General features: G+C 68.7%; 18 protein-coding genes and 1 pseudogene. 10 read left to right on the top strand and 9 right to left on the bottom strand.

Annotated elements, in window-relative coordinates:
• A partial coding sequence (locus OG519_RS34185; protein WP_405592366.1) for a DEAD/DEAH box helicase family protein occupies positions 1–830 on the bottom strand: 830 nt, incomplete at its 3' end.
• A 34-nt stretch (positions 831–864) separates the two neighbouring features.
• The gene (locus OG519_RS34180) at positions 865–5,010 is read right to left on the bottom strand and encodes an NACHT domain-containing protein (RefSeq protein WP_405592364.1); all 4,146 of its coding nucleotides are present in this window, start codon (positions 5,008–5,010) and stop codon (positions 865–867) included.
• Positions 5,011–5,721: 711 nt separating this feature from the next.
• Between OG519_RS34180 and OG519_RS34175 the strand changes: the two genes are divergently transcribed.
• Both OG519_RS34175 and OG519_RS34170 read left to right on the top strand, forming a co-directional pair.
• Complete coding sequence (locus tag OG519_RS34175; RefSeq protein ID WP_405592362.1) at positions 5,722–6,660, top strand: hypothetical protein; 939 nt, start codon at positions 5,722–5,724, stop codon at positions 6,658–6,660.
• 21 nt (positions 6,661–6,681) lie between these two features.
• Complete coding sequence (locus tag OG519_RS34170) at positions 6,682–7,239, top strand: hypothetical protein (RefSeq protein WP_405592360.1); 558 nt, start codon at positions 6,682–6,684, stop codon at positions 7,237–7,239.
• A gap of 214 nt (positions 7,240–7,453) precedes the next feature.
• On the opposite strand, the gene OG519_RS34165 is transcribed toward OG519_RS34170, so the two are convergent.
• Positions 7,454–7,792 carry a hypothetical protein gene (locus tag OG519_RS34165; RefSeq protein ID WP_405592358.1) on the bottom strand — a complete coding sequence of 113 codons (339 nt, stop codon included), beginning with the start codon at positions 7,790–7,792 and terminating at the stop codon, positions 7,454–7,456.
• A gap of 257 nt (positions 7,793–8,049) precedes the next feature.
• Between OG519_RS34165 and OG519_RS34160 the strand changes: the two genes are divergently transcribed.
• Together OG519_RS34160 and OG519_RS34155 are read left to right on the top strand one after the other, a co-directional pair.
• A complete protein-coding gene (locus OG519_RS34160) occupies positions 8,050–8,343 on the top strand; it encodes a hypothetical protein (protein ID WP_405592356.1) in 294 nt (97 codons plus the stop codon).
• A gap of 9 nt (positions 8,344–8,352) precedes the next feature.
• Entirely contained in the window at positions 8,353–8,628 is a 276-nt protein-coding gene (locus OG519_RS34155) for a hypothetical protein (protein WP_405593221.1), read from the top strand.
• Positions 8,629–9,095: 467 nt separating this feature from the next.
• Here the strand turns inward: OG519_RS34155 and OG519_RS34150 are convergent.
• Positions 9,096–9,224 (bottom strand): annotated as a pseudogene (locus OG519_RS34150) (HAMP domain-containing protein); the annotation flags it as partial.
• A gap of 92 nt (positions 9,225–9,316) precedes the next feature.
• On the opposite strand from OG519_RS34150, the gene OG519_RS34145 reads away from it, so the two are divergent.
• A complete protein-coding gene (locus tag OG519_RS34145) occupies positions 9,317–13,555 on the top strand; it encodes a hypothetical protein (RefSeq protein ID WP_405592354.1) in 4,239 nt (1,412 codons plus the stop codon).
• 385 nt (positions 13,556–13,940) lie between these two features.
• Here OG519_RS34145 and OG519_RS34140 read toward each other — a convergent pair whose 3' ends face one another.
• A complete protein-coding gene (locus OG519_RS34140; protein WP_405592352.1) occupies positions 13,941–16,529 on the bottom strand; it encodes a Helicase associated domain protein in 2,589 nt (862 codons plus the stop codon).
• A gap of 227 nt (positions 16,530–16,756) precedes the next feature.
• Between OG519_RS34140 and OG519_RS34135 the strand changes: the two genes are divergently transcribed.
• The 5 genes from OG519_RS34135 (at position 16,757) to OG519_RS34115 (ending at position 22,279) form a co-directional block, all read left to right on the top strand.
• Positions 16,757–17,710 carry a TniQ family protein gene (locus OG519_RS34135; RefSeq protein WP_405592350.1) on the top strand — a complete coding sequence of 318 codons (954 nt, stop codon included), beginning with the start codon at positions 16,757–16,759 and terminating at the stop codon, positions 17,708–17,710.
• 125 nt (positions 17,711–17,835) lie between these two features.
• Positions 17,836–18,537: a TnsA-like heteromeric transposase endonuclease subunit gene (locus tag OG519_RS34130; RefSeq protein WP_405592348.1), complete on the top strand. Its 702-nt coding sequence runs from the start codon at positions 17,836–17,838 to the stop codon at positions 18,535–18,537.
• Positions 18,534–20,924, top strand: coding sequence for a Mu transposase C-terminal domain-containing protein (locus tag OG519_RS34125; protein WP_405592346.1), 2,391 nt, complete (start codon positions 18,534–18,536; stop codon positions 20,922–20,924). Before OG519_RS34130 ends, OG519_RS34125 begins: the two co-directional genes overlap by 4 nt.
• Positions 20,921–22,012, top strand: coding sequence for an AAA family ATPase (locus OG519_RS34120; RefSeq protein WP_405577098.1), 1,092 nt, complete (start codon positions 20,921–20,923; stop codon positions 22,010–22,012). The genes OG519_RS34125 and OG519_RS34120 overlap by 4 nt, the downstream gene beginning before the upstream one ends.
• A 51-nt stretch (positions 22,013–22,063) precedes the next feature.
• The gene (locus tag OG519_RS34115) at positions 22,064–22,279 is read left to right on the top strand and encodes an antitoxin MazE7 (protein WP_405577100.1); all 216 of its coding nucleotides are present in this window, start codon (positions 22,064–22,066) and stop codon (positions 22,277–22,279) included.
• A gap of 133 nt (positions 22,280–22,412) precedes the next feature.
• Here OG519_RS34115 and OG519_RS34110 read toward each other — a convergent pair whose 3' ends face one another.
• From OG519_RS34110 to OG519_RS34095, 4 genes are read right to left on the bottom strand one after another with little or no spacing between them, the layout of a single operon-like run.
• A complete protein-coding gene (locus OG519_RS34110; protein ID WP_405577102.1) occupies positions 22,413–22,544 on the bottom strand; it encodes a hypothetical protein in 132 nt (43 codons plus the stop codon).
• Positions 22,541–22,837: a hypothetical protein gene (locus tag OG519_RS34105; protein ID WP_405577104.1), complete on the bottom strand. Its 297-nt coding sequence runs from the start codon at positions 22,835–22,837 to the stop codon at positions 22,541–22,543. The genes OG519_RS34110 and OG519_RS34105 overlap by 4 nt, the downstream gene beginning before the upstream one ends.
• 2 nt (positions 22,838–22,839) lie before the next feature.
• On the bottom strand, positions 22,840–23,751 hold the full coding sequence (locus OG519_RS34100; RefSeq protein ID WP_405577106.1) for a hypothetical protein: 912 nt from the start codon (positions 23,749–23,751) through the stop codon (positions 22,840–22,842).
• Entirely contained in the window at positions 23,660–24,418 is a 759-nt protein-coding gene (locus OG519_RS34095; protein WP_405577108.1) for a hypothetical protein, read from the bottom strand. Before OG519_RS34095 ends, OG519_RS34100 begins: the two co-directional genes overlap by 92 nt.
• Between the last annotated feature and the right edge of the window lie 45 nt (positions 24,419–24,463).

Raw genomic sequence — 24,463 nt, 5'->3', positions numbered from 1 at the left:
GCGTCGGTGAGGGTGGGGACAACGATGCGGTAGTCCGCGGCGCGGCCGTCGGCGATGGCCTCGGCCAGCGGGTAGTCGAAGACCTTCTTGCCGTAGACAGCCTCGTTTTGCATGCTGTTGGCCAGAGCATCGACGTCGCGGGTCGCGGGCAAGCGGCGGCGCGGGCGGGTGGTGCTGGCGGAGTCGGCCAGGTCAGGGGCATCGAAAAATCGCGGGGTCGCCGTCATGTAGAGGCGGCGGTCCGCCTTGATGCGGGTGGCATCGTTGACCATCGCCCATTTCTTGTCCGCCCGGCCGGCGATCCGGTGGGCCTCGTCCATGATCGCCAGGTCGAACGGGGGCGGGTCGAAGCGGGAGTGCTTGGTCTTTTCGATCTTGTCCAGCGAGTCGTACGTGCAGATCACCGTGAGTGCTGGGATCTGGTCGAGCTCCTCCCCCACCACGGCCATCAGGCCGGCCAGGGTCGGGGAGTCGCTGGTCGACCCCACGCGGTGGGCGACCAGTGCATCGTGACCCGAGGCGTCCATCGACGACACGATCAGCATGTGCTCGAGGTGGCCGTCGGCCCGCCACGCCAGGGCGGTTTGCACGGCCAGGTCGAGGGTCGGCACCACGAACAGGACCAGCTTCGCGTCCAGGGTGTCGGCGACCCGGATCGACATCAGAGTCTTGCCCGTACCCGTCGCCGACACCAGCAGTGCTCGGGTTCCGGGGCGTCGCAGATGCCGCACCGCCTTTTGCACGCCCTCGGCCTGGCGCGGGAACAGCACGGCGCGGTCGGCAGGGCCGGGCCGACGGACAGTGGGCGCGGGGCGGGCCGAGGTGCTCATACACACATGATCCCGTGAGGCGCCCCTTGGACGGTCAGGTCGCTGTACTTTTGCGCCAGTCGCTTTCTGGTCCGGGGAGTCGGCAGTCGAGGATGAAGGCGTCGACCGGTCGCGACAACTGGTCTTTGAGCCGGGCCGCCTGGGACTTCTGGATGTCGGTGACGTTCTGGAGGCTATGGTCGGTTACAGGGCAGCTGCGTCGCTGGTGGTTCCAGCGGGTGCAGTCGAAGTAGCCGACCAGGAGGAGGCCGGCTGTCCGGGGCCGGGTGAGGTAGGCGACAAGCTGGCGTGGGATGGCGTGCTTCAGCTCGTTGTTCCAGCAGCCTTTGCATTCGATGATCAAGCGCAGGGCAGGCCGGTCGCTGCCGTCGGAGACGGGAGCGTCGATGTGGATGTCGGTGCGCTGCCCGGGCAGGCCCGAGCGCCTGATCTCCACTTCGCGGTTGATGATGATGCCGCGGGTGCCGATGTCGCGGCGGAGGAAGGCCGTGACGGCGTCGCATAGATCGTCTTCCCAGCACGGCCAGCACTTGGTGCTGGCCGTGAAACGGTCCGTGTCCCTGTTCCATAGGTTGACGGCCGTTCCGTTGTCGCCCTGAACGTCGTCTTGCAGGGCTTGGAGGGATTCCAGGACGACCTCGAGCAGTTGGTGTTCGTCGCGTACCAGGCGGAGCCTGTGGTTGTCGGCCAGGGTGATGAGTTCCTTGGCCGCGACGGGAGTGGCCAGGGAGGCGGCTGCGATGCGGCCGGTGATGCGCGCGAGCCTTCGCAGGGCCGGCACGTCGCTGTAGCTGCTGGCGAGGTCATCCAGGACAGCGGCCGCCTGGGTGGATTCCTTCCTGGCGATGAGCTCGGGCAGAGCCTGGATGAGTTCGGCGACCCGCTCGTCGCCTCCGACGAAACCTGTACGCCACGGCCGGATGCGCAATGCGGCGAGATCGTCCTGTTCGCAGATCAGCCGGTAGAGGCCGGCCAGGTTGTCCTCTGACAATTGGCCAAGCGCCGACGGCCATCCGTATGCCGCCTCCGGATTCCCGGCGGTTACATGGAGGAAGTCCGTGAGAATGACGGGATCGGTGAGGCGGCTGCTGATGTCCGACCAGAACACCGCGAGGTTCTTGTCGTGCAGGAGGGTCTGGCAGGCCAGCGTCCAGTGCCGTCTGGCGGGAGTGTCCGGCTCGTGGTCTGCGGGATCGTCCCGCAAGGCGACTGCCAGCTGGTCGGTGGCGTCACGGTCGCCAGCGGCGGACAGCTCGGCCAGGACGGCATGCCAGCGTTCCGGGTCGACGTCGGCATTCCGGGCCCAGGACAGCAACGCGGGCCTGCAGTTGGGGAAGTGGGCGAGGGAGCGCGCGATACTGCGGACGGTGTGTTCGGTGACGGCATCCAGAATCGTCGGCAGGAGTTTCCGAAGCCCGTCCTCGGCAGTCTGCGGGCACCGCCGAAGGAGATCGCGCTTCAGGTCCTGCGATGCCTGGTCATGGGTGTGGACGGTTGCCAGGGCCAGAACCCAGCCGCCCCACCTGTCCGGATCGCAGGAGATCTGCGAGGGATCGCCGGCAACGGCGAAGGCTGCGAGCTCGGGGACCCGCCAAACGTCCGCCCCGTCTGCCACGAGATCATCGACAGTCACCACAGGGGCCGTGCGCAGTACGTGCAGAGCAGCCTCGGCGAGTAGACCACCGAGGTCGCTGCCTGCTAGTGGGCGGGAAGGCGCCAGGTCCGCCAGGGTGAGCAGTGGCTCGAAGGAACGGGGCTGGGCGCCGTCCGGCGTGCGCTGCAGCTGGTTCAGCACCCTGGCCCACGCCGCGCGGACCTCAGTGCTGTCAGCGGTGCGTGCGGCGTGCAGGGCGCCGCGCAGGTCTGACTCGTTGTAGGTGTTGCGTCGGCGTCGGTGTTCGCGCTCTTCCGCGATGCGCGTGTGCCTGGGGGTTTCGGCAGGTGGCGCGTCCCACCAGGCGGTGAACTCGGCAAGGGACGGGTGTGCGGCCCGAGCGGTTTCTGCCCGCTGTCGTTCCAGGGCGTCTTCCGGCGGTCCGAACCGCACCACCGTGCGGACCGTTTGCGAGGGAAGTCCTTCCAGCAGGTCCCAGTGCTCCATCCAGTACAGGACGTCGTCCGCAGGCAGGAGCCCTGCCCTGAAGACTCCGAGCAGGACGAACCATTGCCCGGGCCCGGCGGTGGCGAGCAGGTGTAGGGCCAGGCGGCGCCTGGTGCACACGGCCGACGCCAGGGTGGTGTCCAGCGCCCTGAGGTGGTCTTGGAGCCGGTAGTGGTAAAGGTCGTCCTCGCACGCGGCCATACCGAGAAAGGCATTACCGAGCAGTGGCACGATCTCGTCTGCGGGAATGGAGGCGTCTTCGGCCAGGGTGACCGCGCGAGCCAGGACGCCCAGGGCCAGGGCACGGCTGGCCCTGGTGTCGGGATCGCCCACGACCGCACCGGCCCACGTCACCGCTTCCATGATCGTCGCTGGGGCCAGGCCCTCGGGAACAGCCTGGCGGTGCAGGTAGGCCGCTCCGATGTGTGCCGGATCCGGATCGCGGAACAGGGCCAGGTGCTCTGTCACGCTCAGATGTGCCGGATAGAGGTGTTCGAGGGCTGCCGCAACCACTTCCGGAGAGGGGGTCTCGGCCAGTTTCCGGAGGCGGAGCAGTTGCGGTGCGTCGGGGGCGGTGACGGTCTCGACAGCGGCGCGGCGTATTTCGGCAGGCCGATCTTCCGCGGCCTCGGCCACGTTGAGGAGGGCGTCGTTGAGCTGGTCGAGGCGGCATGCCTGGGCGATGCTCACCGCCGCGTAAACCAGATGAGGTGCGGTGGTCGGCGACAGGTAGGGGCGAAGCTGGTCCGGCAGAGCGGGATGGTCCAGGCGGTGCAACTGGGCGTGGTCGAGTCGCAGGGTGTCGTCTTGCGCCAGCAGGGCGAGCAGGGCCTCAGCGGCTCGGGCGCGGTCTGAGGGGCCGCGCGCGGACAAGTCGGCCTGGAGCAGCGCCAGCGGATCATCGCGCAGGAGGTCCTCGAACACCGTGTCGTCGTCCGTGGCCAGCCAGGCCGCGACTTCCTGATGTGCTTCCAGGACGTGCCTGCTCTTCCCGCTCCCGATCCACAGCAACTCGCGCAGAACCGGCGGAGCCAGCGCCCGGGTCCGCAGGAAGAGTGCGGCCAGGTACTCCTGATAGCTGCGATGGGCGAACGTCCACCGCAGCTCCCCTATCGGGACGAGGAGCCCGGACTCGGTGATCTGCCGCAGTTCGCTGGTCGTGCACGCGATGGTGCCGCCCAAAGGCCCGGGCTCGGCGCCGATCAGCGACGACAGGTGTAGGTCGCCGGCCGGTGCCCCGGACCGGTCCGGTTGGTCGGACAACGCGGTGTACGGGCCGAAGTGCAGCACGGCCGCAACGCGCGAGGCGACCGTGAGCAGGTGCTCCGGTGCCGCCTGGGCATGAAGCTGCTGCGCCGAGTTGGGACGGCGTGTCTCCGCGCACAGGTGCAGGCACGCATCACGATAGGCCTGGCCGACAGTCTGCGGCAGCGCGCCGGTGTCGGTGTAGCCGCGCAGGAGTTGCCGCAGGGTGATCGGGCTGGTCGCCAGCGCGATGAGCCCGCGGTGCCGCAGGGCGGTCGTGAACTCCTCAGTGTCGGTCACGCCCATGGCCTCAGCGGCCATCACCACGTCTTCACGGCTGAGCGGGGCAAGGCTCATAACCGCTGTCTGGTCCGCTGGCCACAGGCGGCGCAGCCTGTCCTCCAGGCGTACCGGCCAGCGGGCGGTGCGACAGGAGATCCGCAGCCGCAGATCCTCACGGTCGACAGCACCGAGTCCCTCCAGGTGCGTGGCCAACTTCCGGTCCAGCGCCGGAAACTCGTTGAGCCCCTCATCCAGGCCATCCAGCAGGACGTACCACGAGCCCTGGGTTCCTGGCGGACGCAGGAAAGCCCGGTCAAACTGCCTGTCCGCTTCCCCGGCGTCGGTGCAGGCCCCCAGATCGACCCAGGCGGCAGAGGCACCGTCGTGGGCAAGCGCCGCCTGCTCCTGCTTCAAGGCCATGGATTTGCCCAGCCCCCGCTCACCGTGCAGGACCAGAACCGGCACGTGCCGCTGGTCTGCCAGTGTGCCGACCACAGAACGACCCCGGCGTTCAGTCAGCAACGGCCACCCGTAGCGGTCCAGTCCGGGCATCTCCCCCACCGGGATCACCCGGCGCCGCCACGAGAACTCCGTCCACCCCGTCATACGCCCCGCCCCCCTGCACCTCATTGCTCTCGAGCCACGAACTGCGACCCGCGCGCGTGCTGCTTCGGTGATCCGACACCCACATGGAGCTGTTCCGCAACTCGGGCACGGTGCACACGCCCGGTCGGTGTCCTCACCGCGGCGGTGAGGACACAACAGCAAGGGAGCCTCCTGCTCCAGGCGGTAGTCATGGTGCGGAGCGCCCCCCGCATGGTCCCGCTGCCCGCCCACGACGTGCCGGACAGCGCTTACAACACGGAACGTGACCCATGAGGCGTAGTGCCGCTGGTGCACACACAGGAGGGGCACTGGCGCAATAGGACGAGAATGCCCGGTCTCCGCCATAGGCTGCCGATAGGGGCGCAATGTCCGAGCGACAGGCAAGTCTCGGGAGGCACTGTGTGAACACGGCTGCCCGCCAGGGCCGATCCTGCAGGCCACAATGCTTTTCCCCTTCACGCATGCACACTCGGGGACCGATCAGGCGTTCGGTGCAATACGCGCTTCAGAGCAGGTTCGGGGAAAAGGGTGTTCGACCCAGTCGTCAACCCCGGTGCTAGCGTCGTGACTTCATTTCGACTGCACGCCGCCTCAGAACAGCTTCTTCGGACCCAGCCAGTCTGCCGCAGACGTGCCCTGATCCACCAAGGGGAGTTCATGGCCTCTGTCCGGCACATGCGCGAACGTACCGTCGCCTTCTTCGAGATCGTCAAGGTGAAGGCGGGTGAGCACGTACGCATGACTCCACTGAACTGGGATGGCGCACTGGCGTCATTGACGACGGCGTCCCTGCAGGACCGTATGGTCGACAAGGAGACCACTCTGGTCGGCTCTACCGCCATCGTCGACGAGCAGGACCATCTGCTGCTGCACCGGGTCAAGGACGCCTCGGAATGGCTGAGCGTCATGGACTGGACAACCGGCCAGTGGCAGGAGCTCGAACAGAACGCCAGCCGCGGCTTCGTCGACACCTCTGCCATCTGCTTCCTCCCGTTCGGAAATGTCGTCGGGATCATGCAGGGATCGACTTCTGCCCCAAGTCACAAGAGCCTGGAGACGTGGCTCAACGAGCTGCGGTTCTTTACCGGCGACCGGTTCGCGGTGAGGCCGGTCCTTTCCAGGGCCGAAGTCGAGCGGCTGGCCACCGCGCAGGGCGCACAGCGCATCGAGATCAAGATCGGCGGCCACCGCATCGAGGCGCTTGGCGAGCGCACCGGCCGGCTGGCACGGTTCCTGCGCGTCGCACACGAGGCATACGGGGACATCGACGTCACCATGATCATCAGCGTTCCGCGGGGACGCGCCCTTGAGGAGCACCGCCAGGCACTCCTCGACGATCTGCGGGACATCGCGCCGGTGGCTCCGGATGCTACCGACCGCGCCCGTGCCCGGCTGGTGTTCGCCGAGCACGACGGGCCGGAGCGCAGCCGCCTGGTGGAGCTGACCGAGCACCACATCACCGCCAAGCGGCGTATTCCGGCAGTCGATGAGCGGGGAAACTCCATCCGGATCTTGTCAGCGGTGGATGCCATCCTGAACGTAGCAGCCGATCACGAGGGCGAGCTGCGGGCGGCCGTGGAGGCCGACCAGGACTGACATGCCAAGAGGGTAGGTGCGGTGCGCACAGGGGGGACTCTCGTCGAGCGCTGGTCGGAGGCCGTCTGGTGGGACTACGTGATCGCGCTGGTGCCCGTGGCGGTGCATTTCTCCGTCATCAAGGCGACCGGCCACGGCGACTGGTTGAGGTGGATCACAGCAGACCAGCGGGTGTCACTGTACGGGTCCGCCGCCGGTGTCGTGTCCGCCATCGGCGGCCTGAGCTCGATCGCCATCTCCATCTACCTTTCCAGCAACGGAGAACGCCTGCGGGCAGCGCGCCGGCACTACCAGAGCGAACTGCGCCGCAACTGGAAGTCACTGCTGGTGGCAACAGCACTGATCTGCATCTGCTGCCTGGCAGCTCAGGGACTAGACAGGTCCGGAGGCCCACGATGGATCCCGTACGTCTTCGAGGCAGCGATGGCACTGGCCATCGTGCGCTTCCTGCGGATGCTGTGGCTCTTCGACGCCATGATGCGGCTCAACGACCGCGACCAGACCGATCCTGCGCCCGGACCGGCGCCCGCACCGCAGTTCGATCCGAACTGGTCGCAGCGACGACGGAGCGGCACCTAAGGTCTGTCGTTTGGATCTCCGTGGGTGGAGGAGCGGTGTCCGGTGCGTGCAGATGCAAGGCGGAGGAGGGAGGCGACGCGGTGGGGGCACCTCCCGGCTGCCAGGCCGGGAGACGTCATCGACCGACGACAACGCGGCAGGTGCGCATGCCGGGCGCCGCGACGCCGCGGAGATCGAAACGACAGACCCTAACCCTCCTCACGCCTTCATGGCTTCATCTGGCCAGTAGTTCCGCAGCGCGACTGCGCAAGGTCCGGAGCGGCTCGCGGGCACCAAGCAGCGCGAAGAAGTCACCGATGTCCCAGGCGGACAGCGAGCCGGTCCGTGCGTGGTACCAGCCGAGACGGTCCAGGCGGTGGGTATCGGGGTAGTCCAGCAGAGCGTATCCGGCGAGCTGGTAGATGTCCCGGGCGGGAAGCTTGCCGGGGTCTTTGGTGGCCTTGACGTCCACCAGCAGGCTTCCCGCGATCCAGTCGGCATCGGCTCGGCCGACATCACGGCTTCCGGCAAAGGCCGGTGCGAGCGTCACGTCCTCGCCATCACCGAGACACACGCGACGGAGTGACCACGAAGACCCCGGAGGCCTGACAGCCGCCGGGGTCCCTTCACACCACCCCGTCGACAACCAGCACGTCGCCTTCATACACACCTTCAGCGTGGCTCAGCCTCACCCGGGTGTGAACCAAAAAGTGCGACAACGAGGTCGAACTGTCCCGCCAACTCCGCGGACCAACGAAGCTCTCCGACATGCCCCGGCGATCACGAGAACATGGCAGGCTGACGCGACACAACGACCCAAGGGGGACACGGATGACCACGCAGGATCCAGAGCAGACCGACGCAACCGTCATCACGGCGGCGCCCATACTGCCGCCCGCGAAGAGGAAGCACACGGGGCTGAAGATCGCAGGTGGAATCGTCGGGGCGGTCCTCGCCGCCGGCTACGTCGTCCTCAGGGCTGGAGTCGGCAGCACGGAAACCGACACCGAGACTCCCTCACGCGCACCGGACCAGGACTCTGGATCGTCTACGACCTGCCGCGACGGCTGGAGCTCCCCCTCCACCGGGCAGGGAACCTGTTCCTGGCACGGCGGCACACTCTAGAGCCGGGTAATGGAAACGTACCGAGGGCCGGCAACCCTCATCCTCGACAGCGGGGCCGAACTCGCCGTCGGCACCGACCTCGTACACCGCAGCGACTGGGGCGGCCTCATCACACTCGCAGGAGCGGACTGGGACGCCATCGCCAACCACGACCGCGGGCGGCTCCGGCTCCCCTCGGGTTCGGAAGGCGACTTCGTTCGCCCGAACCCGGCCGAAATGCCGCCGGCGCCAGCGCAGGCACCCTTCCGAATCCGGATCCTCGGAAGCGGCGACTGCCCGTTCTGACCTAGCCCCCAAGAGCCCGCATTCACACCGCCCCAACGCATGCAGCAGCGTCGGGGCGGTGGCGCACTCTCGGCTGGTCGCTTGAGCGTATACGCGTGGGACACCCGCCAGCCCGCACTCTGTGAATCGACGAGGCACACCGTCGAGGACGCCGATTCCGGTGCCCACGCGGTAGCCGACACCCAGCCCTCAACCCCCGAGTTCCTTGAGCAAGTCGAGTAGCAGACCATCTCGGCTCGGCCGTGTGCCGCTAGGGTTGCGGCTGCGGATCGGTCAGCACGCGGGTCAGTCTGGTCGAGTTGATGAGTCAGCCGATCCAGGCGCGCGGCGCGGTCCTCGCCACCAGGTGCCTCCGGGCGGGCCTGGCGCACCGCGTCCTGCAGGCGAGCCACGCAGGCCAGCACTTCCCGCTGGTGTTCTTCCGCCAACTCGCGGCGGCGGGCGGCTTCGTCGCCAAGGCTCTCCAGCATCGTGTTGAAATCCGCGGCCAGTTCGCCCAGTTCATCGCGGGAGCTGACGGGCACACGGCGGGTGTAGCCGCCGCTGGAATCCCCGGGATCCAGGCGCGGAAGCCGCCGCCTGAGCCTGCGCCCCATCGGGGGGGTGCCGTCTCAAGCGGCCTGACGAGCCAGGGCAGCCGCCGGGATCAGGTTTTCCGGCAAGGCGCGCCACCACATAGATTGCGGGTGTGGCCTCCACCGACAGCGAACCACAGCATTACGCCTGGAACCGGTTGACTCATCCGCAGCGTCAAGAAGCCGATGATGACCGCCACTTCTACGACGCGCACGGCTGGTTCTCTCCCATGCACGCGTCATGGACTGGGTCCGGCTTGGTTGATCTGGCTCCGCTGAGCGCGCTGCGCGACCGTCAGGTGATCGTACTCATGAGCCCCAGCGGTGTGGGTAAGTCGTCGGCACTCAGTGATGAGTTCGGCAAGTTGGGACCGACGGGCCAGCGACTGGAGCTGACTTACCTGGCACGGGCTCGTGAGCCGGTCGAGAGGCTCGCGGAGCTGGCTCGGCGGCCCGAAGGAGTTGCGGGTACGGCATGGCACGTGGGGCTGGACAGCTTCGACGAGGCTGTCAAGGTACTCCCCTATTTGGTCGACGTTCTCGAGGAGTGGCTGACCGGGCTGGGGTCCGACGATCTCAGTAGTGTGCGGCTGCGCGTGGCGACCCGGCCAGGTGAGCACGCCAACGCCGGGCTGCTGAAGATGCTGCGCGAGCGCTTCGCGGACAGCGCTGTCGAGGTCCGCGCACTGGCCCCGCTCAGCCGCGACGACGTGGCCGCTGCCGCGAAGGCCAGGCCGGGTGTGTCCGCCGGCTTCGTCGAGCAGTTGGAGCAGCGCGGTCTGGCATCCGTGGCGGGAATTCCCCGGACCTTGATCGCGCTGCTGGACCGGGCCGCCGCCGGGCGGTCGCTGCCTACCAGTACGGCGGAGGCCTATCGGCAGGCCTGTGAGGAGCTGTGCCAGCAGTCACCCGGCCGAGCCTTGCCCGCCGGCCTGACCGTCCCGCAGCTCATGCGATGTGCTGAACGTCTGGCCGCAGCCTTGCAATTCTGCCACGACGGTCTGCTGACCGCTGATCCAGTGGCCGTGCGGGGGGAGGCCGTACGTCTCATCGACATGGCGGACGGAACCCAGGAGGCTCCCGGCGCGCCGTGCACGACGGAGGCACTGGAATGGCTGGTGAAGACCGCTCTGCTCAAGCCTCTGGCTGATGACCGCTGGCAGTTCGGGCATCAGGCGTTCCAGGAGTTTCTGGCAGCCGAGTATCTGCTGCGGCGGAAGGTGCTGGTGCCCACGCTCGCCTCGCTGCTTCTGGCCGGTTCAGGGCCCGTGCGGCATGTCCATCCGCGGCACCGGGAAGCGGCTGGCTGGGTCGCCTGGGATTGCACAGACCTTCTGGATGACGTCCTTGCCTGCGACCCGGAGGTGCTCCTGGGACCCGGCTTGACCGCACAGCCTGCTGAGGTGCGAGCCAGAGTGGTGCAGTCTCTGGTCGAGGATGGTGTGCGTAATGCCGGTCTGTCGCCGTGGCGGTTCGGCGGGTCCTTGCACCGCGTGGACCACGACGGTCTTGAACAGCAACTGCGTCTGCTGCTGAAAGCGCCTACGTCCGGCGATGACACCGCTGGGTACATACGTCTCAGTGTCGGCCTGGCTATCGCGTGGGCCTGCCCCCAGCGCGTGCCGATGGACGCCCTCCTGGATGTGGCCGAGGACACCGCGCTGGAGGCGACTGTACGGTCAGAAGCGGTACGGGCCATGCCCGCGGCGTTGGATGCCGCTGCGGTGGAGCGCCTGGAGCGTCTGGCGGCCGGGTCCGCGCAGCGAGTGCCCGGGGAACTGGCGCAGACCGCGCAGATGGCGCTGTGGCCGGGGGCCGTCGACACCACCCGGGTCCTGCGGCTGCTGACGCCGTCCTACCTGGACCAATCGTGGATGGAGATGACGGCCCAACTGGGCGACGGGGACACCGATCCGGTCCTCGCCTGGCTGTTAGAGCAGTTCTCCGGCGAATGCACCTCACCCGCGGCGGCCTTCGGCCTACTGAGCTGGGTGATGCAGCGTATGCGCCCGGCGCAGGCGAGCGATACAACTGCGCCTCCAGTGCAGCTCGCCGAGGTCTTCGCCGCACTGGTCTCTGACGCGGACACTGCCTACGCCCCGATTCTGCACGAGGTTCGCAACCTGCTGGCCGCCGCCCCCTCCTGGCGCCGAGAACTCGCTGGCATGGTGCTGGGCCTGCTGCCCGTGGGCGGCCATGCCGTGTACTTCGCCGTCCGCGGCACTTCGGGGCTGTTCCCGGCCGAGGACAGCGCCTTCTGGGCAGAAGCGGCCGCCTCGGAGCCCGAGGGGAAAACGTCCGCCCTCGGTGTCCCGCTCATCCTGCCCTGTCCGACCGACGGGCAGGATCTCGAGCGGCTGGAGCAGCAGCGTGCCGTCGACCCTGTCCTGCGTGACCTGACCACCCGCTGGTTCGGCCCGGACCCCGCCACCATCCAGGCGAAGCTGGCCGCCGAGCGGGAGGAGCGCCATGCCGAACGGCGCAACGCCATCCGGGCCAGCCTGAACCGGCTGGCCATCAAGCGTCCCACTGACCCGGAGGATGTCCGCACCTGGTGGCGCGACATCTCACATCTGCTGCAGCAAGGTGAGAGCAATCCAACCGCTCCCAGTAGCGACCTGGTGGACTTGCGCACCGCGCCTTCCTACACCGCCGCGGGCAGCGGCCTGCGAGAATCCCTCGCCCAGTGCGCGGCGTACGCGCTGCAGCATGCGCCTGTAGTGACCGCCGCCACCGCCGGTGCCGTGGCGGTCTCCCTGAGCGGGACCGCTCCTGAGGCCACCGCCCTGACCCTGGCCACGCTGCCCGAGCTTGCCCCCGAGCGCTGGGCGGGCCTGGCGTGGGCCTTGGCCGCCAGTCATTGTCCCGACAAGCTCCAACCACTACGCCGCGAACTGCTCGCCCACGCCGCCGGTGCCGCCCTCGATGCCTGGCCTGCTGTGCTGCCAGGCGCACTGGACGGCCTGAATCCGCTGACCCTGCAGACGGCCGCCCCCGCGCTGTGGGGGGTAGATTCCCGCACCGACGCTCTGCTCCTTGACTGGCTCGCCGACCCGGCCCGGCCCTTCGGGGTGTGGCTCGCCGCCATGCGAGGCCTGACCGCTCACGGCGCCCCGGCGCAGATCACCGACCTGCTGCGCGCCCGCAGCACTGCCCCGGCCGACCAGGACATCGCCGGCTTGAACACCTGGGCTCAGGTCATCGACCTGCACCTGATGTGCGGGCCCGCGGACGACCTCCTCCAGGTATGGGAGGCCATCACCTCCACCGAAGCCCGCACCCAGGCATGGGCGCAGGCCGCCGAGTCCTGGCTCGGCCCCGGACAAGGTGTCCTCGTCCACGCCCCGGTCGCCTACTGGTCCCCCGCCTACCAGACGCTTACTCCCGCTCAGGCGGGACTGCTGTACGACCGCCTGACGCACGCAGGCATGATCGACTTCCCTGACCCTGCCCGGCCACGCGACATCGCCCAAGGCCGCCGACTGCTCCACAGCAAGCTTCCCGACCTCATCGCCTCCACCCTCACTGCGGACGCGGCCACCGAACTGCGGCGCCTGGCCGCAGCACACCCGGACCGACCGCACCTGCACACCCTCCAGCAGAACCATGCCCGGCTCCTCAGCGAGATCACCCCCGATCTGCCGTGGGAAGAGCTGCGGACTCTCGCCGCAGCCCGCGACCGACGCATCGTCAACAACACCGGCGATCTGCTGTCCGTCGTACTGGAGGCATTGGAGTCCCTGTCCCGTCAACTACGTGACGCCAACGGCTGGACCACACTGCTGTGGCAGCAGAGCGCCTCAAAACCCGTACGGGGAAGGCCAGTTGAACGGTGGCCTCTGTGGGAGGACGGGTTCAGTGACTTCCTGCGCAACTTCCTCAACAACAGCCTCAGCGACCGCAAAGTCGTCATCAACCGGGAGGTCCAGGTCCGGCCCGCTCCCGACGCCCACCGCGGCGACATCCTCATCCACGCGCTGTCCGGCAACGCCACCACCCTCGAACCGCTGACCGTCGTCATCGAAGTAAAACCCTGCTGGAACGACGAGATCCAAGACGGTCTGCCCAGGCAACTCGCCGCCGGCTACCTCACCGACCACCCCACCTGGGCCGGGATCTTCCTGTGCGGCTTCTTCGACGACCCCCAATGGACAACCACCAAACGGACCAGCCGTCACAAGGCACCCAGAGACCACACTCTGCAGGGCATTCGGACCCTGCTCGAAGAACAGGCCCGCGTCGCCACGCAAGAGGGACACACCGTTACCGCCCTCGTGCTGGACTGCACGCTACCCCAGCCGTCCGTGCACGGTTCCCACCGCCAGCAGGGCACAGCGCCCAACTCCGGATAGCCCAGCGACTGGACCTGGTTCGCCCTCGGTGAAGCGCGAGACCCCCCGCATCGCGCGCCGGATTCGACATGCGGGCGGGTTCACGCAGTCGCGCGATGAAGGGCGGGCTCGCGGAGGGACCACGCGCCGGGTAGGGACAGGTGGCTGCGGACGATGAAGACCGTGATGTACGAGGAGTCCCTGGGCTGTTCAGGCCGTGCAGGGCCGTTGCGGGTGAGCGGATTGCTCTTCGGCAGTGCGGGGACGATGCGGGCCCCCGGCGCTGACCGCAGTGAGACACTCCCCCGGCCAACCAGGATGAGGTTTGCGCGCGCCCGGGCACGTTCAGCCGTCCGAGTTGCCGGTCGCGGTGGCAGCCCGCTCGCCGGCGGATAGGGGATGCGTGTCAGATCGTGGCTGCGGTGAACGGCTGACTGAACGAGACCTTTTCAAAGGGGTCATCGAACGGGCTCCGGGAGACCGCCGGGGGGACGGACCGGGTCTTCGGCCATGCCCGGCTACTCGGGTCCCGGAAGGCATCTGTGTAGTCGGGCTCCTGGAAGACGGGCGGCAGCTCGACGCCCAGCGCGGTGAGCGCGTCCGCCCGTTCTGGAGTGAGTTGGGCGCGGTTCTTGCGGTGCCGGTAGAGCCAGCGGCCCAGCCGGACGGGCTGGCCGTCGAGCATCTCGGTGTGGCTGTGCGGGACTGCTATGTGTCCTTCGCGCTGGAGATACTGGCGTGCTGCGGTCAGTCCGCGGTGGAAGGAGCGCTCGCCGGGAGTGAGGGGCCTCAGGAACAGCATGCTGTGGGGGTGGGCCCGCGGGTGCTGGCGGGCGAGTTGGGCCAGCAGCCGACACTGCACAGCGCTGAGGTAGAAGGAGTTGGCGATCTGCTGGTCCAGCCATTGTTCCTGGCCTTGCTGGGACAGTGCAGCAAGAGTATTCGGGGCCCAGCTCTGGTCCGCCAGACGGTGGATGACCTGGACGTAGGACCGCTGCCAGATCAGTCCCCAGGGCGGATTCCACCAGGGGTCAACGGCGTTGAGGGCGGCGAGGCGCTCGGCGGGGAGGTCCCCGTTCTCGGCGCGGGTGCGCATACTGTCCAGCCATCGGGCCAAGGCTGGGTCTGCGCCGGGAGTGTAGGAGTCGATGGCCAGTGTGCCGTTGGCTGTGGCCCATTCGATGGCGTGGTCGAGGTGGAACTCGAAACTGGTGGGCGGGTGGGGCCAGGAGATCTTGAAGGTATTCAGGGCCACGGCTCGCGCGGGGGCCAAGGTGCCAGCCGCGTACAGGGAGCGCTGCTGTCCGACCCAGTGGCCGAGCGCGAAGCCGGTGGGGTCGGTGTATTCGCTGGGGACGTCGAGGTGGCCGTGGTGTTCGGCGAAGCGCATTGTGGCGTCCCAGCCGGCCGCCCAGGTGCCTTCGGGTTCGTGTGCGCGGGTGCCGGTGTGCGGGACGATCTCGTCGGCCCGTTCGGGGCGGGCAGGCACTATCGGGTCTGGGGGGTGCCCGCCGAAGCCGCCGGACAGGCGCCGCCAGATGCGTGCGTCGTGCGTGCGCAGTCCGGTGAGGACTTCCCACACCCTGCGGAACTCTGATGTCTGCATGGCTTCCTGGGTCGTTTGCTTGCTGCTCACGTACACCGGGATGATCAAGGTGGCGACCTTGCCTGCGCCGGGAGGCTGGCGCAGGGCGCGGCCCAGGCACTGCACGATGTCGGAGGGGCTGCACTTGGGGTCGGCGAAGAGGATGGCGTCGGCGTCGGGTACGTCGACGCCTTCGCCGAGGACGCGGACGTTGGCCAAGACCGCTCCGTCGACGGCGTCGCGCGGGCCGATGCCGCGGCGCACGGTGGCCACACTGGCGAAGTCCTGCAGGTGCCAGGCCCGGTGGCGGGCCGGTTGTTTGCTGTGGATGGCGTGCACCCACAGTCGGCGGATCTTGGTGGCGGCCGCGGTGTCGTTCACTGTGGCGGGGAGTGTCTCGGCGAAGCGTTTGGCGTAGGCGACGCGGCTGTGGAAGCTGATGACCCGGCGAAGGCGGTGTTCGGCCATCGCGCGCAGCAGGCCGACTTGCAGGGCTGACAGGCGCAGGCCGTCGAGGTGCGGGGTGGGACCTTTCGTCTGCAGCACGTCTTTGAGTTCGTCGTTGTCGATGACGGGGACGACGATGCGGTAGTCGGCCAGGATGCCCTTGTCGATGGCGTCTGCCAGGCCGAGTTGGTAGACGGTCGGGCCGTAGATGGAGGCGTCGTCCATCGAGGCGAGCGGGATGGCGCGGAGCTTCTTGGGCTGGCCGGTCTTGTGCTTGGGCGCGGTCGGGCCGGCGGCTTCCTGGTTCGGAGCGGGACCGGCGGTGGCGGCCGGGGCGGCCTGGCCGTCGTTCTTTTTCCTCCTCTTCTTCTTGTTCTTCGGGTCGGGGAGCTTCCAGGTGCGGGGGGTGGCGGTCATGTAGAGGCGGCGCTCGGCGGGGATGCAGTCGTCGCGGTGGACGGCGCCCCAGTCCTTGCCGAGTTCTCCGCTGGTGCGGTGGGCTTCATCGGCGATCACGATCGTCCACTGCGGCAGGCGGTGGTCGCGGTGGGCTCTGGCGATCACGTCCAGCGAGGAGTAGGTGCTGAAGACCACAACGGATTTGGCGGGGTTGCCCAGCACGCGGGCCAGATCGGCGGGGGTGGTGGTCAGGGTTCTCATGAGCCGGTTGACGGCAGGGTCCGGGATGCTGTTTAGGGAGCAGACGCCGACCATCTGCTGGATGTTGCTGTCCTGCGCCCAGCGGGCGGCGGTCTGTACGAGCAGTTCGAGGGTGGGCAGGAGCACCAGGACGCGCCCCGAGCGGGTGCGGGCGAAGTATTCGGCTACGTGGATCGCGATCTTCGTCTTCCCGGTTCCGGTGGCGGCGATGATCGTGGCGCGGGGCAGACGTTTCAGGGACCGGGTGGCGGCGCGGACTGCATCGGTTTGGTGGGGCCACAGCGGGGTGCGGCTCGGGCTCATCGGCGGCGCTCCTTCGCCCGTGGCCACGGCAGTGCGCCGTGTCCTGCGCCCTTGAGCGGGGGCGGGCGGCGCGCCAGGAGGGCCGGTGCGGTCTGGTGTGCGTTCCCGGTTCTTGCGTGCGTGGGCAAGCGTCGAGATGACCGAAGGCACGTCGATCTGCAGGTCACGCACTGTCACACTAATGGGGCTGGCCGGACGGCAAGTGAGGAGGTGCGACTTTGCCGGGTATGAACAGTTTGCGATCGTTGCCGAAGCAGGTGCGTTTCCTGGCGGGAGAGTCCACTGGGTCGTACGTGACTCGGCTGGCGGCCCGCAACAACACGAGCGTGACGTATCTGCTGGACGGTGTGGGGCAGGGACAGAGCCATGCGGTCGACCCGCGGTACACCGAGCTGTATGTCGATGCGGCCGGACGTGCGCGGCTGGCGGCACTGGCCGGGCGTTCGGTGTTCGAACTGAAGCTGGCGCTGGTCAGCCTGCGCGATGAGCAGTTGCTGCCCGAGGGCCAGGACGGTCCGGCCTGGAAGTGGCCTTGGGAGCCGAAGGATGGCTACCTGGTCAGAGCATGTGCGCTGTGCGCGGCGGCCCGCAATATCGCGGGCCCGGTGTGGTTGATGCGGCCGGACACCTGGAACATCTGCGTGCGGCACGGCCGGCTGACCGACAACTCGCGTGATGATTCACGGCCGTTCGCCCGGCTGGACCGGTGGCCGCAGACGCTCGTCGCGGAACAGCAGCGGCAGCGGCTGCAGCAACGGCTCGGGCCGGTCGCGCGCACGCTGGTCGCCGATGCCTTCGCGGTACTGGCACACAGGTTCGCGGTCCTGCCGCGGCTGGGCGGAGATCGCGGGCGTGTGATTCACCTGCTGCCCCGGGCGATCGCCTTGGCCCGGTTGATGGCCCGGGTTGAGCAGCCGCGCCTGACCGGTCGGCTGACCTCGCTGGAGTACGCGCGCTGGAGTGCTCATGTGTTCGCCGAGCTGCCGCAGTTGCGTCCTGCGATAGAGCTCTGGCAGGACAGGCACTGTCTCGACAGTGTGCAGGTGGAGTACGCCGGTGGGCGTGGGACCCGGCCGTCACCAGCAGCCCCCCATGAGAGCATTCCGGAACTGGCATCGGTGGACCGGCTCACCTGCCTGCCGTGGGACATGATGAGCCCGGGCGAGCGGCCCTTCGGCTGACGGGCCACTGGACCGCACTGACGTGGGCAGGGAGCCTGCCGCCGCGGCGCAGGGCGTGGTCTAGCATGCAAGGGCCCGGACCTGGCGGGCACGCCTTCGGCGGCCCGGGCGAGAGGAGCCTGCCGATGGTGGACGTGGTGGTGCGCTATCACCAGGCGCCCGACGGGCAGCCCCAGCCGCCGCACGCCCTGCAGGGTGTGCCGCTAGAGGAACACAAGCCGCTGACGGTCGCCCACACCTACCAGGGGCGTCTGGGTATCCGCACCGACTGGTGGGCGGCCACCACCGGCAAGCTCGTACCGTGCGGCACCCTCAAACAGACCGATACCGCCATGGTCCTGGACTTCGATCCGGACATCACCTGCTTCGCCTCGACCCCGGCCGAGGTGCAGTGGAGCCTCGGCGGCCGGCACGGCACGATCGTGCCGATGTTCTTCGCCCGCACCGTCGGCGGGCAGCGCCTGGCGGTGATGCGGCCGTGGAAGCAGGGCCCGGACGGGCAGGTGGAGGCCGAGGTCATGCACAGGGCCGCGCAGGCCGCGTACTGGACGATGAGCGTGCCCGAACTGCCGCCTGCGGTCCGTCTGGAGTCGCTGAGGCGGGCCGCTCAGTTCCGGATGGCGCAGTACCGCAGCACACCGCAGGAGGCAGCGCTCCTGGCGGAGGCATTCTCCCGACCCCGGCCCCTGCGCGAGGGTGCCGCGGCCGCCGGCCAGCCGGCGGCACGCGCCTGGCACCTGCTGTGGACCGGCGAGCTGATCACTGACTGGGACACACCGATGCTGCCCACCTCCATGGTGTGGGCGGCCGGAAAGGACAACCCGTGACCGCACCGGCCCTCACCGCGCCCGCCACGGTGGAAGCGGACAGCCCGCGGACCGGGCTGTCCCCGGGGATGCGCGTGCAGTGGGACGGGGCGGCCTACACGGTCGCCGCGCTCCAGGGCACCACCGTGCACCTGGCCGCCGAGCAGCCGGACGGGCAGCACGTGCGGGCGCTGGTCTCAGCGGTGGTCGACGCGCCAGGCTTCGCCGTGCTGGACCAGGAAGGGCAGGCCCTGCCCACCAGCGTGCTGCCGGACCTCAGCGTGCTGGACTTGCTCACCGACCTCCAGCGCCGGCAGGTCCGCGACTGGGAGCGGCACTTGATCGAGCTGATCGACGGGCGGCTGCCCGACGCCGACCCGGAATCCCCGTCCCGGCCCGGCTTCGACCCTCAGATGTTCACCCGGCGCCAGCGCGATACCTCCAAGGCCGCCGAACTGCGCGCTTTGGGCTGGAAGAAAACCTCTGCCAAGACCGTTGAGCGCCGGCGCCTGGCCTACGCCAGCAGCGGTATCACTGGCCTGATCCGCGAGGTCGCACCCGGAGCCCCCTGGGGGCGAACGGACGAGCGGGTCGTCAAACTGCTGCTGGCCGAAGTCGACGCCGGTGTCGGGGAATCAGCCGGATACGGCACGGGGCTGTACGAGCGGCTGCAGGAAGCGGTAGGCACCTGCTATCCCGATGAGCACGAGACGCTGATGCCCTCTCCGGCAACGTTCTACCGGCTGCTGGAACGGCTGGGGATCTCGGCGAAGTCCCTGGCCTCGGCGGTCCGCAGCCGGATGGACGCGGCGAACTCCCCCGCTGCCCCGTTCACGCCCACCACAGCCCGGATGCTGGGCGAGCAGGTCCAGATCGACTCAACCGGCCTGGACATCCTCGTCCGCGGTGACGACGGCCGGCCTGTCCAGGTCGAGCTGACCGCGGCGATCGACGTGGTCAGCCGCACCATCGTCGGCGCGATGATCGTGCCCAAAAGCGCCGGCCGCGGCCCGCGCGGCAAGCGGCTGGGCGGGCGCGGCACCAGGTCCTTCGACGCAGTCCTGATGCTCGCCCAGGCACTGGCGCCGATGCCGGGCCGGCCAGGCTGGTCACCGCGGGCGATGGCCGCCAACTCCGAAATGCCCTATGCGGACCTGGTGGCCTGCGACCCGCGGATGGTCGGCGCGGCCGCCCGGCCGGTCATCCGGCCCAAGATGATCGTCGTCGACCACGGCAAGATCTTCAACAGCGAGCACTTCGTGGACGTGTGCACCACGCTGGGTATCAGCGTGCGGCCGGCCAGGGTGCGCACCCCCACCGACAAGGCCATCATAGAAAGCACCTTCAGCGCGATCAAGAAGCTGTTCTGCCAGCACGTGGCCGGCTACACCAGCACCAGCCTGGAAAGGCGCGGCAAGCACGTCACCGACGGGCCGCTGTGGAACATCAACGAGCTGCAGGACCTGCTCGACGAGTGGATCGCTGTGCACTGGCAGCAGCGGCCGCACGACGGGCTGCGCAGCCCGTTCCTGCCGGGCGTGACCGTCAGCCCCAACCGGATGTACGCCACGCTGGTGGCCGCCGAGGGACACGTGCCGATGCCGCTGACGGTCGAGGAGAACCGCAAGCTCCTGCCGTTCAAACGCCTGAAGGTCACCCGCAAGGGCGTGCGCATCGACAACCGCACCTACAACAGCCCCGGTCTGCAGCAGTACTTCGGCAAACACTCCGGGCTGCGCGGCCAGGGCATGAAATGGCAGGTGCGCTACAGCCCTTACGCCCCGCGGTACGTGTGGCTGTGGGACCACCGCACCGACACCTGGGTCGAGGCGGAGTTCATCCACCAGCGCCTGATCGGGGACAACTGGTCGCAGTATCTGTGGGAGCAGGCCACCTCCGTGGTCATGGCCGCCGGCGGCTACGCCACCCAGCAGCGGGAGATCGCCCACGAGGTCTCCCGGCTGCGGGCCCGCGCCCGCCGCGGCCCCGACCCCACGGCCCCGCCCAAACCCGCCACAGTGTTCACCGGCCCCCACCTGGAACTGCGCACGGCCCCGCCCAACCCGTACGAAGGCATCCCCGCTCCCGACCCCGCCACCGTGGTCCGCGCGCCGTCCCTGAACGTCGCCGCCCACGACCTGCTGCCAGGCCAGCGCACCGACCAGCCGCCCACCAGCCCAGCCACCGACCCCGACGCAGTCGCGGTCCTCGTACCGGACTCCCCCGCCGAACTCGCCGACTCCCCCACCGCACCGCCCACGGCCGGCGCGTCCCTGCCCTCGTCAGACAGCCTGCGCGGCAGCGCCGCCGACCTGTTCGCCTCACCGGGCCCGAAGCGCCCCGCCCCGCCCCACACCGCCCAGCCCTCTCCCGAGAGCGGCAGCGACGAACCCGGAGAGAGCGCATGAGCCGAAACGACCTGATCCGCCCGCTGCCCGGCGCTCTGGCAGAGGCCCGGACAGCACAGGACCCGAACACCCTGCTGCTGTCCACCAGGGAGGGCTTCGACGCGTTCGTCCACCGCATCGTCGTCGCTCCCGACCTGCAGGACTGCGCCCCCATGGGCACCGTTCCCGCACCAGGCGACCCGCGGATGTCCTACCACGCGGAGATGCTGCCGGTCATGACCCCGGGACTGCGCCGGGGCCTGCTCGACGCCCGGCGGATGCTACGCGCAGGCCGGTCCCGCACCATCGGCCGGCCCCTCACCGCCGTGATCGACGGCGACCGCGGCGCGGGCAAATCCACCTTGCTGGCACTGATCGGCCGCGGTCACCAGGGCATGATCGAGAAGATGTCCGGTCCCGACCCCGACCGGATCCCCGTGATCTACATCAACGTCCCCGCCAACCGTGACAACACCCTGCACTGGTCCCTGCCCTTCGCCGAATTCCTCGGCCTGGACCACACCCGCCCCACGGGCCGGGGCCGGGAGGACTACCGCAGCACCGACATGACCATCGCCATCACTCATGTGATGCGGCACAGCAGCACGCGGCTGGTCCTCATCGACGGTGTCGAACGCATCCGGGAGACCGAACTGCGCACCGCCTTCGACTACTTCCAGGCACTGCAGGACCAGACACAGGCCACGTTCATCTACTGCGGCACCGGCGCCTGCGACATCGTCCAGGACGCCCGCAACGACTCCCGGCGCGCCGCCCTGCCCCTCAACGCCGCAGGCAGGCGACCGGGCTACGACAGCGAACTGCCCGTCCTGTGGGTCAACCGCATCCCCTACAGCCCAAAGGACCCCGCCGAATGGGAAAGCGTCGTCAGCGCCTTCGACGACGACCTGCGCCTGTTCAAGCACACCAAAGGCAGCCTGGTCACCCTCAGCGAGTACCTCCACCAGCGCACCGGCGGCTACATCGACAGCCTCAACCACCTCATCTGCCAAGCAGCCCAGGAAGCCATCGACAACGCCACCGAAACCATCACCCGCGACCTCCTCGACGACATCAACATCGGCCGCGACAACGCGCCGCCCCAATAGCCGGACTGGCCGCCTCATCCGGCGCGGTCTCCCCGACAACTACGGAGATGCATGAAGCACACCACTCTCAAGATCGACGCGGCGACCCGAGGCCGCCTCAAATCACCGGCCCAGGCACGCGGGCTGTCCGTGCATGCGTACCTCGCCAGCCTTGTGGACGCAGCGGAACACGCTGAACTGCTGGACACCGCTGCGACGACCTTCCGGTGCACCATCAGCGAGCCTGGCGTCGCCCAGGCATTCGATCGGGACTTCGGCGACCGGTAGCCACCACCCCTCCCGGACGGCGCGCCCCGGAACCTGCTGAGCGGCACCGCTTGTTCCCACGCCGTCGGGAAGAAGACTCCGAGGCAGGAACACGGTGTCCAACGGCCGTACTGGGGCAGCCCGCAGGACGACTTCAGTCCGTGAGGTCGATCAGCACAGCGCCGGCCGCGCGATCGTCGGGCGGCTCCGTGACATCGTTGCGGATCATGGCCAGCACCCGTTCGGGCAGGCGAACCTGATCGGGAGCGGGGACTTCACAGGTCACGGCGCCGGGGGCTGAAGGGGCGGCTTCCGGCGGGACCACCAACTCGGCGCAGGCAGGTTGCCGTTGACGACAATCACCGCCACCAGGGAGGGGGCTTCGGGGTTGTCCAGGCCATGGAGCGCTGGGGTGAGGGTGAACAGGTAGTTCTCGGGTGTGCCAATGGGGGATTTTTTGGGGCTAATGTCCAGGATGCACAAAATGGACAGCCGGGCGCCGTCGCCTGCTGCGTACTGCGTGGGTTGGCCCATGTACTTGGGCGCCCGCTCCTGCGTGACCTCGGTGGTGCGTTCCACTTTCAGTTCGGCGGTGATGGCGTCGTGACGGACGTCGAGGAAGCCCAGGGCCAGGGGGATCCGCGTTCCAAGCGGCCACCGAGCTCAGGTTCGGCCTGCAGAGCGGCGTAGAGGTCGTCGTGGAACTTGCGCTCGGTGATCCTGGCGCCGCGTTTGTACTGCTTGTTCCAGGTCATGGTCAGCCCAGTGCGGCAGATCGCGGTGAACAGGCGGCAGAAGGCCTGAAGGTGTTGTTCGTCGTAGCGGGCCGCGTGCAGCTTCTCGTACAGGGCCAGCAACCGTTCGTCGAAGACGGGGAAGCTGGTCAGGTAGTCGCGGGAAGCATCGAAGGGGCGCAGTCGGATCTCCCGGTGTCCCGCGACGTCCAGGATCTGGCTGGCCGGTTTGCCGTCTCGGGTTCCGCGCCAGCGCAGGGCGAGGCGGAAGGGCGGCGCAGGCATGCCTGCGGGCAGGGAGAACCGCAGGATCAGCGTGCCGGTGCCGGACAGTGTGGTGTCCTGTTGGGGGTCCGGCGGTCGCGGCCAGGAGTAGACGGGGGCTTCGACCTCGCCAGCGGTGAACTGGCTGAGGAGTTCGGCATCCAGTCGGTCCGCCCACTGCGGCCACGGTCCTGCCTGGACCTGCAGGCCCAGTTCGTAGACGGTCGCGGTCCGCAGAACCTGCGGGCCTGTGATCATCTGCCCGTCGACTGAGGCCAGGACGACCGCCGCCACCCGCAGACCGCTGGCATCACCGGCACCGCCGCGGTGGCGTGCCACGATCCGGTCTGTATGAGGCTCGGCAAGGTAGATCAGATGACGGACGACGCCTGCATCGAAGTCCTCAGCACGCGCCAGATCGGGCATGTCGGCCAGGCAGCGCCCCGCATCCACCACGGGGCGCTGTCTCAGTACGGTCAGCGCCGCATCGAGCACCGGCCGGGGCGAACTCGGCCCGGCGCCGGGCCAGATGCCGCAGTGGGGTCAGCACAGCAGTGACGTCACACGTCCCGGCAAGACTCAGGGCCACATCGACAACTTCACCGCTGAACATCTCCGGCGACCGCTGCGCCAACGCGTTCAGACGCTCCAGCGCCGCGCCGTACATTGTTTCGTCGCGATCCCGCCCCGGCTCGCCGTCCAACACGGCGATGTCATCGAGCGCACCGACCATCGCCGGGTCGGACGACGCGACGAGCCCGCGGCGATGCTCTGTGCGCTGCGCCCAGGCCTCACGCTGCGCTCGAGTCTGCGCCTGCCGCTCCTCGGCAGCACGCGCAGCCTCCGCGTCACGCTCCTCAACGAGCGTAGCCAGATTCGGGACCTCCCCCGTGGGCCGACGGTACTCGCATCCGATGCAATGGTCCCGGTAGAAATCTGTCGCGATCGACTCGAGGCCCGACGATGCATTCCCGTGGGCGACCAGACAGCCCACCTGCCGCATGTTGACCGGCAAGCCGGTCTGCGCCTCGACCAGGCCCCGCCCCCCGCACTGAGTGAAGGTCATGTTCAGGCAGTGGTGACGCGCCAACTCGATGGTGTCGCGGTTGCGGAGTCCGGACGCCACCGCGTCCTGGAAGAGTCGCTCAGTAGAACTGGACACCGCCTTATCATCCCAGAACAGTCTGACACTCCGCCCAAACCGCTC

Origin of the sequence: Streptomyces sp. NBC_01190 (genome assembly GCF_045039895.1) — a bacterium.
Classification (GTDB): domain Bacteria; phylum Actinomycetota; class Actinomycetes; order Streptomycetales; family Streptomycetaceae; genus Actinacidiphila.
Note: the sequence above shows the minus strand (reverse complement) of the source record. Positions and strands in the feature narration are given on the sequence as shown.

What these genes read in the sequence shown, in the direction of transcription:
- OG519_RS34180 (WP_405592364.1), bottom strand. Translation starts at nt 5,010, where the DNA reads ATGCCCGGACTGGACCGCTACGGGTGGCCGTTGCTGACTGAACGCCGG.
- OG519_RS34175 (WP_405592362.1), top strand. Translation starts at nt 5,722, where the DNA reads ATGGCCTCTGTCCGGCACATGCGCGAACGTACCGTCGCCTTCTTCGAG.
- OG519_RS34160 (WP_405592356.1), top strand. Translation starts at nt 8,050, where the DNA reads ATGACCACGCAGGATCCAGAGCAGACCGACGCAACCGTCATCACGGCG.
- OG519_RS34155 (WP_405593221.1), top strand. Translation starts at nt 8,353, where the DNA reads ATGGAAACGTACCGAGGGCCGGCAACCCTCATCCTCGACAGCGGGGCC.
- OG519_RS34140 (WP_405592352.1), bottom strand. Translation starts at nt 16,529, where the DNA reads ATGAGCCCGAGCCGCACCCCGCTGTGGCCCCACCAAACCGATGCAGTC.
- OG519_RS34135 (WP_405592350.1), top strand. Translation starts at nt 16,757, where the DNA reads ATGAACAGTTTGCGATCGTTGCCGAAGCAGGTGCGTTTCCTGGCGGGA.
- OG519_RS34130 (WP_405592348.1), top strand. Translation starts at nt 17,836, where the DNA reads ATGGTGGACGTGGTGGTGCGCTATCACCAGGCGCCCGACGGGCAGCCC.
- OG519_RS34120 (WP_405577098.1), top strand. Translation starts at nt 20,921, where the DNA reads ATGAGCCGAAACGACCTGATCCGCCCGCTGCCCGGCGCTCTGGCAGAG.
- OG519_RS34115 (WP_405577100.1), top strand. Translation starts at nt 22,064, where the DNA reads ATGAAGCACACCACTCTCAAGATCGACGCGGCGACCCGAGGCCGCCTC.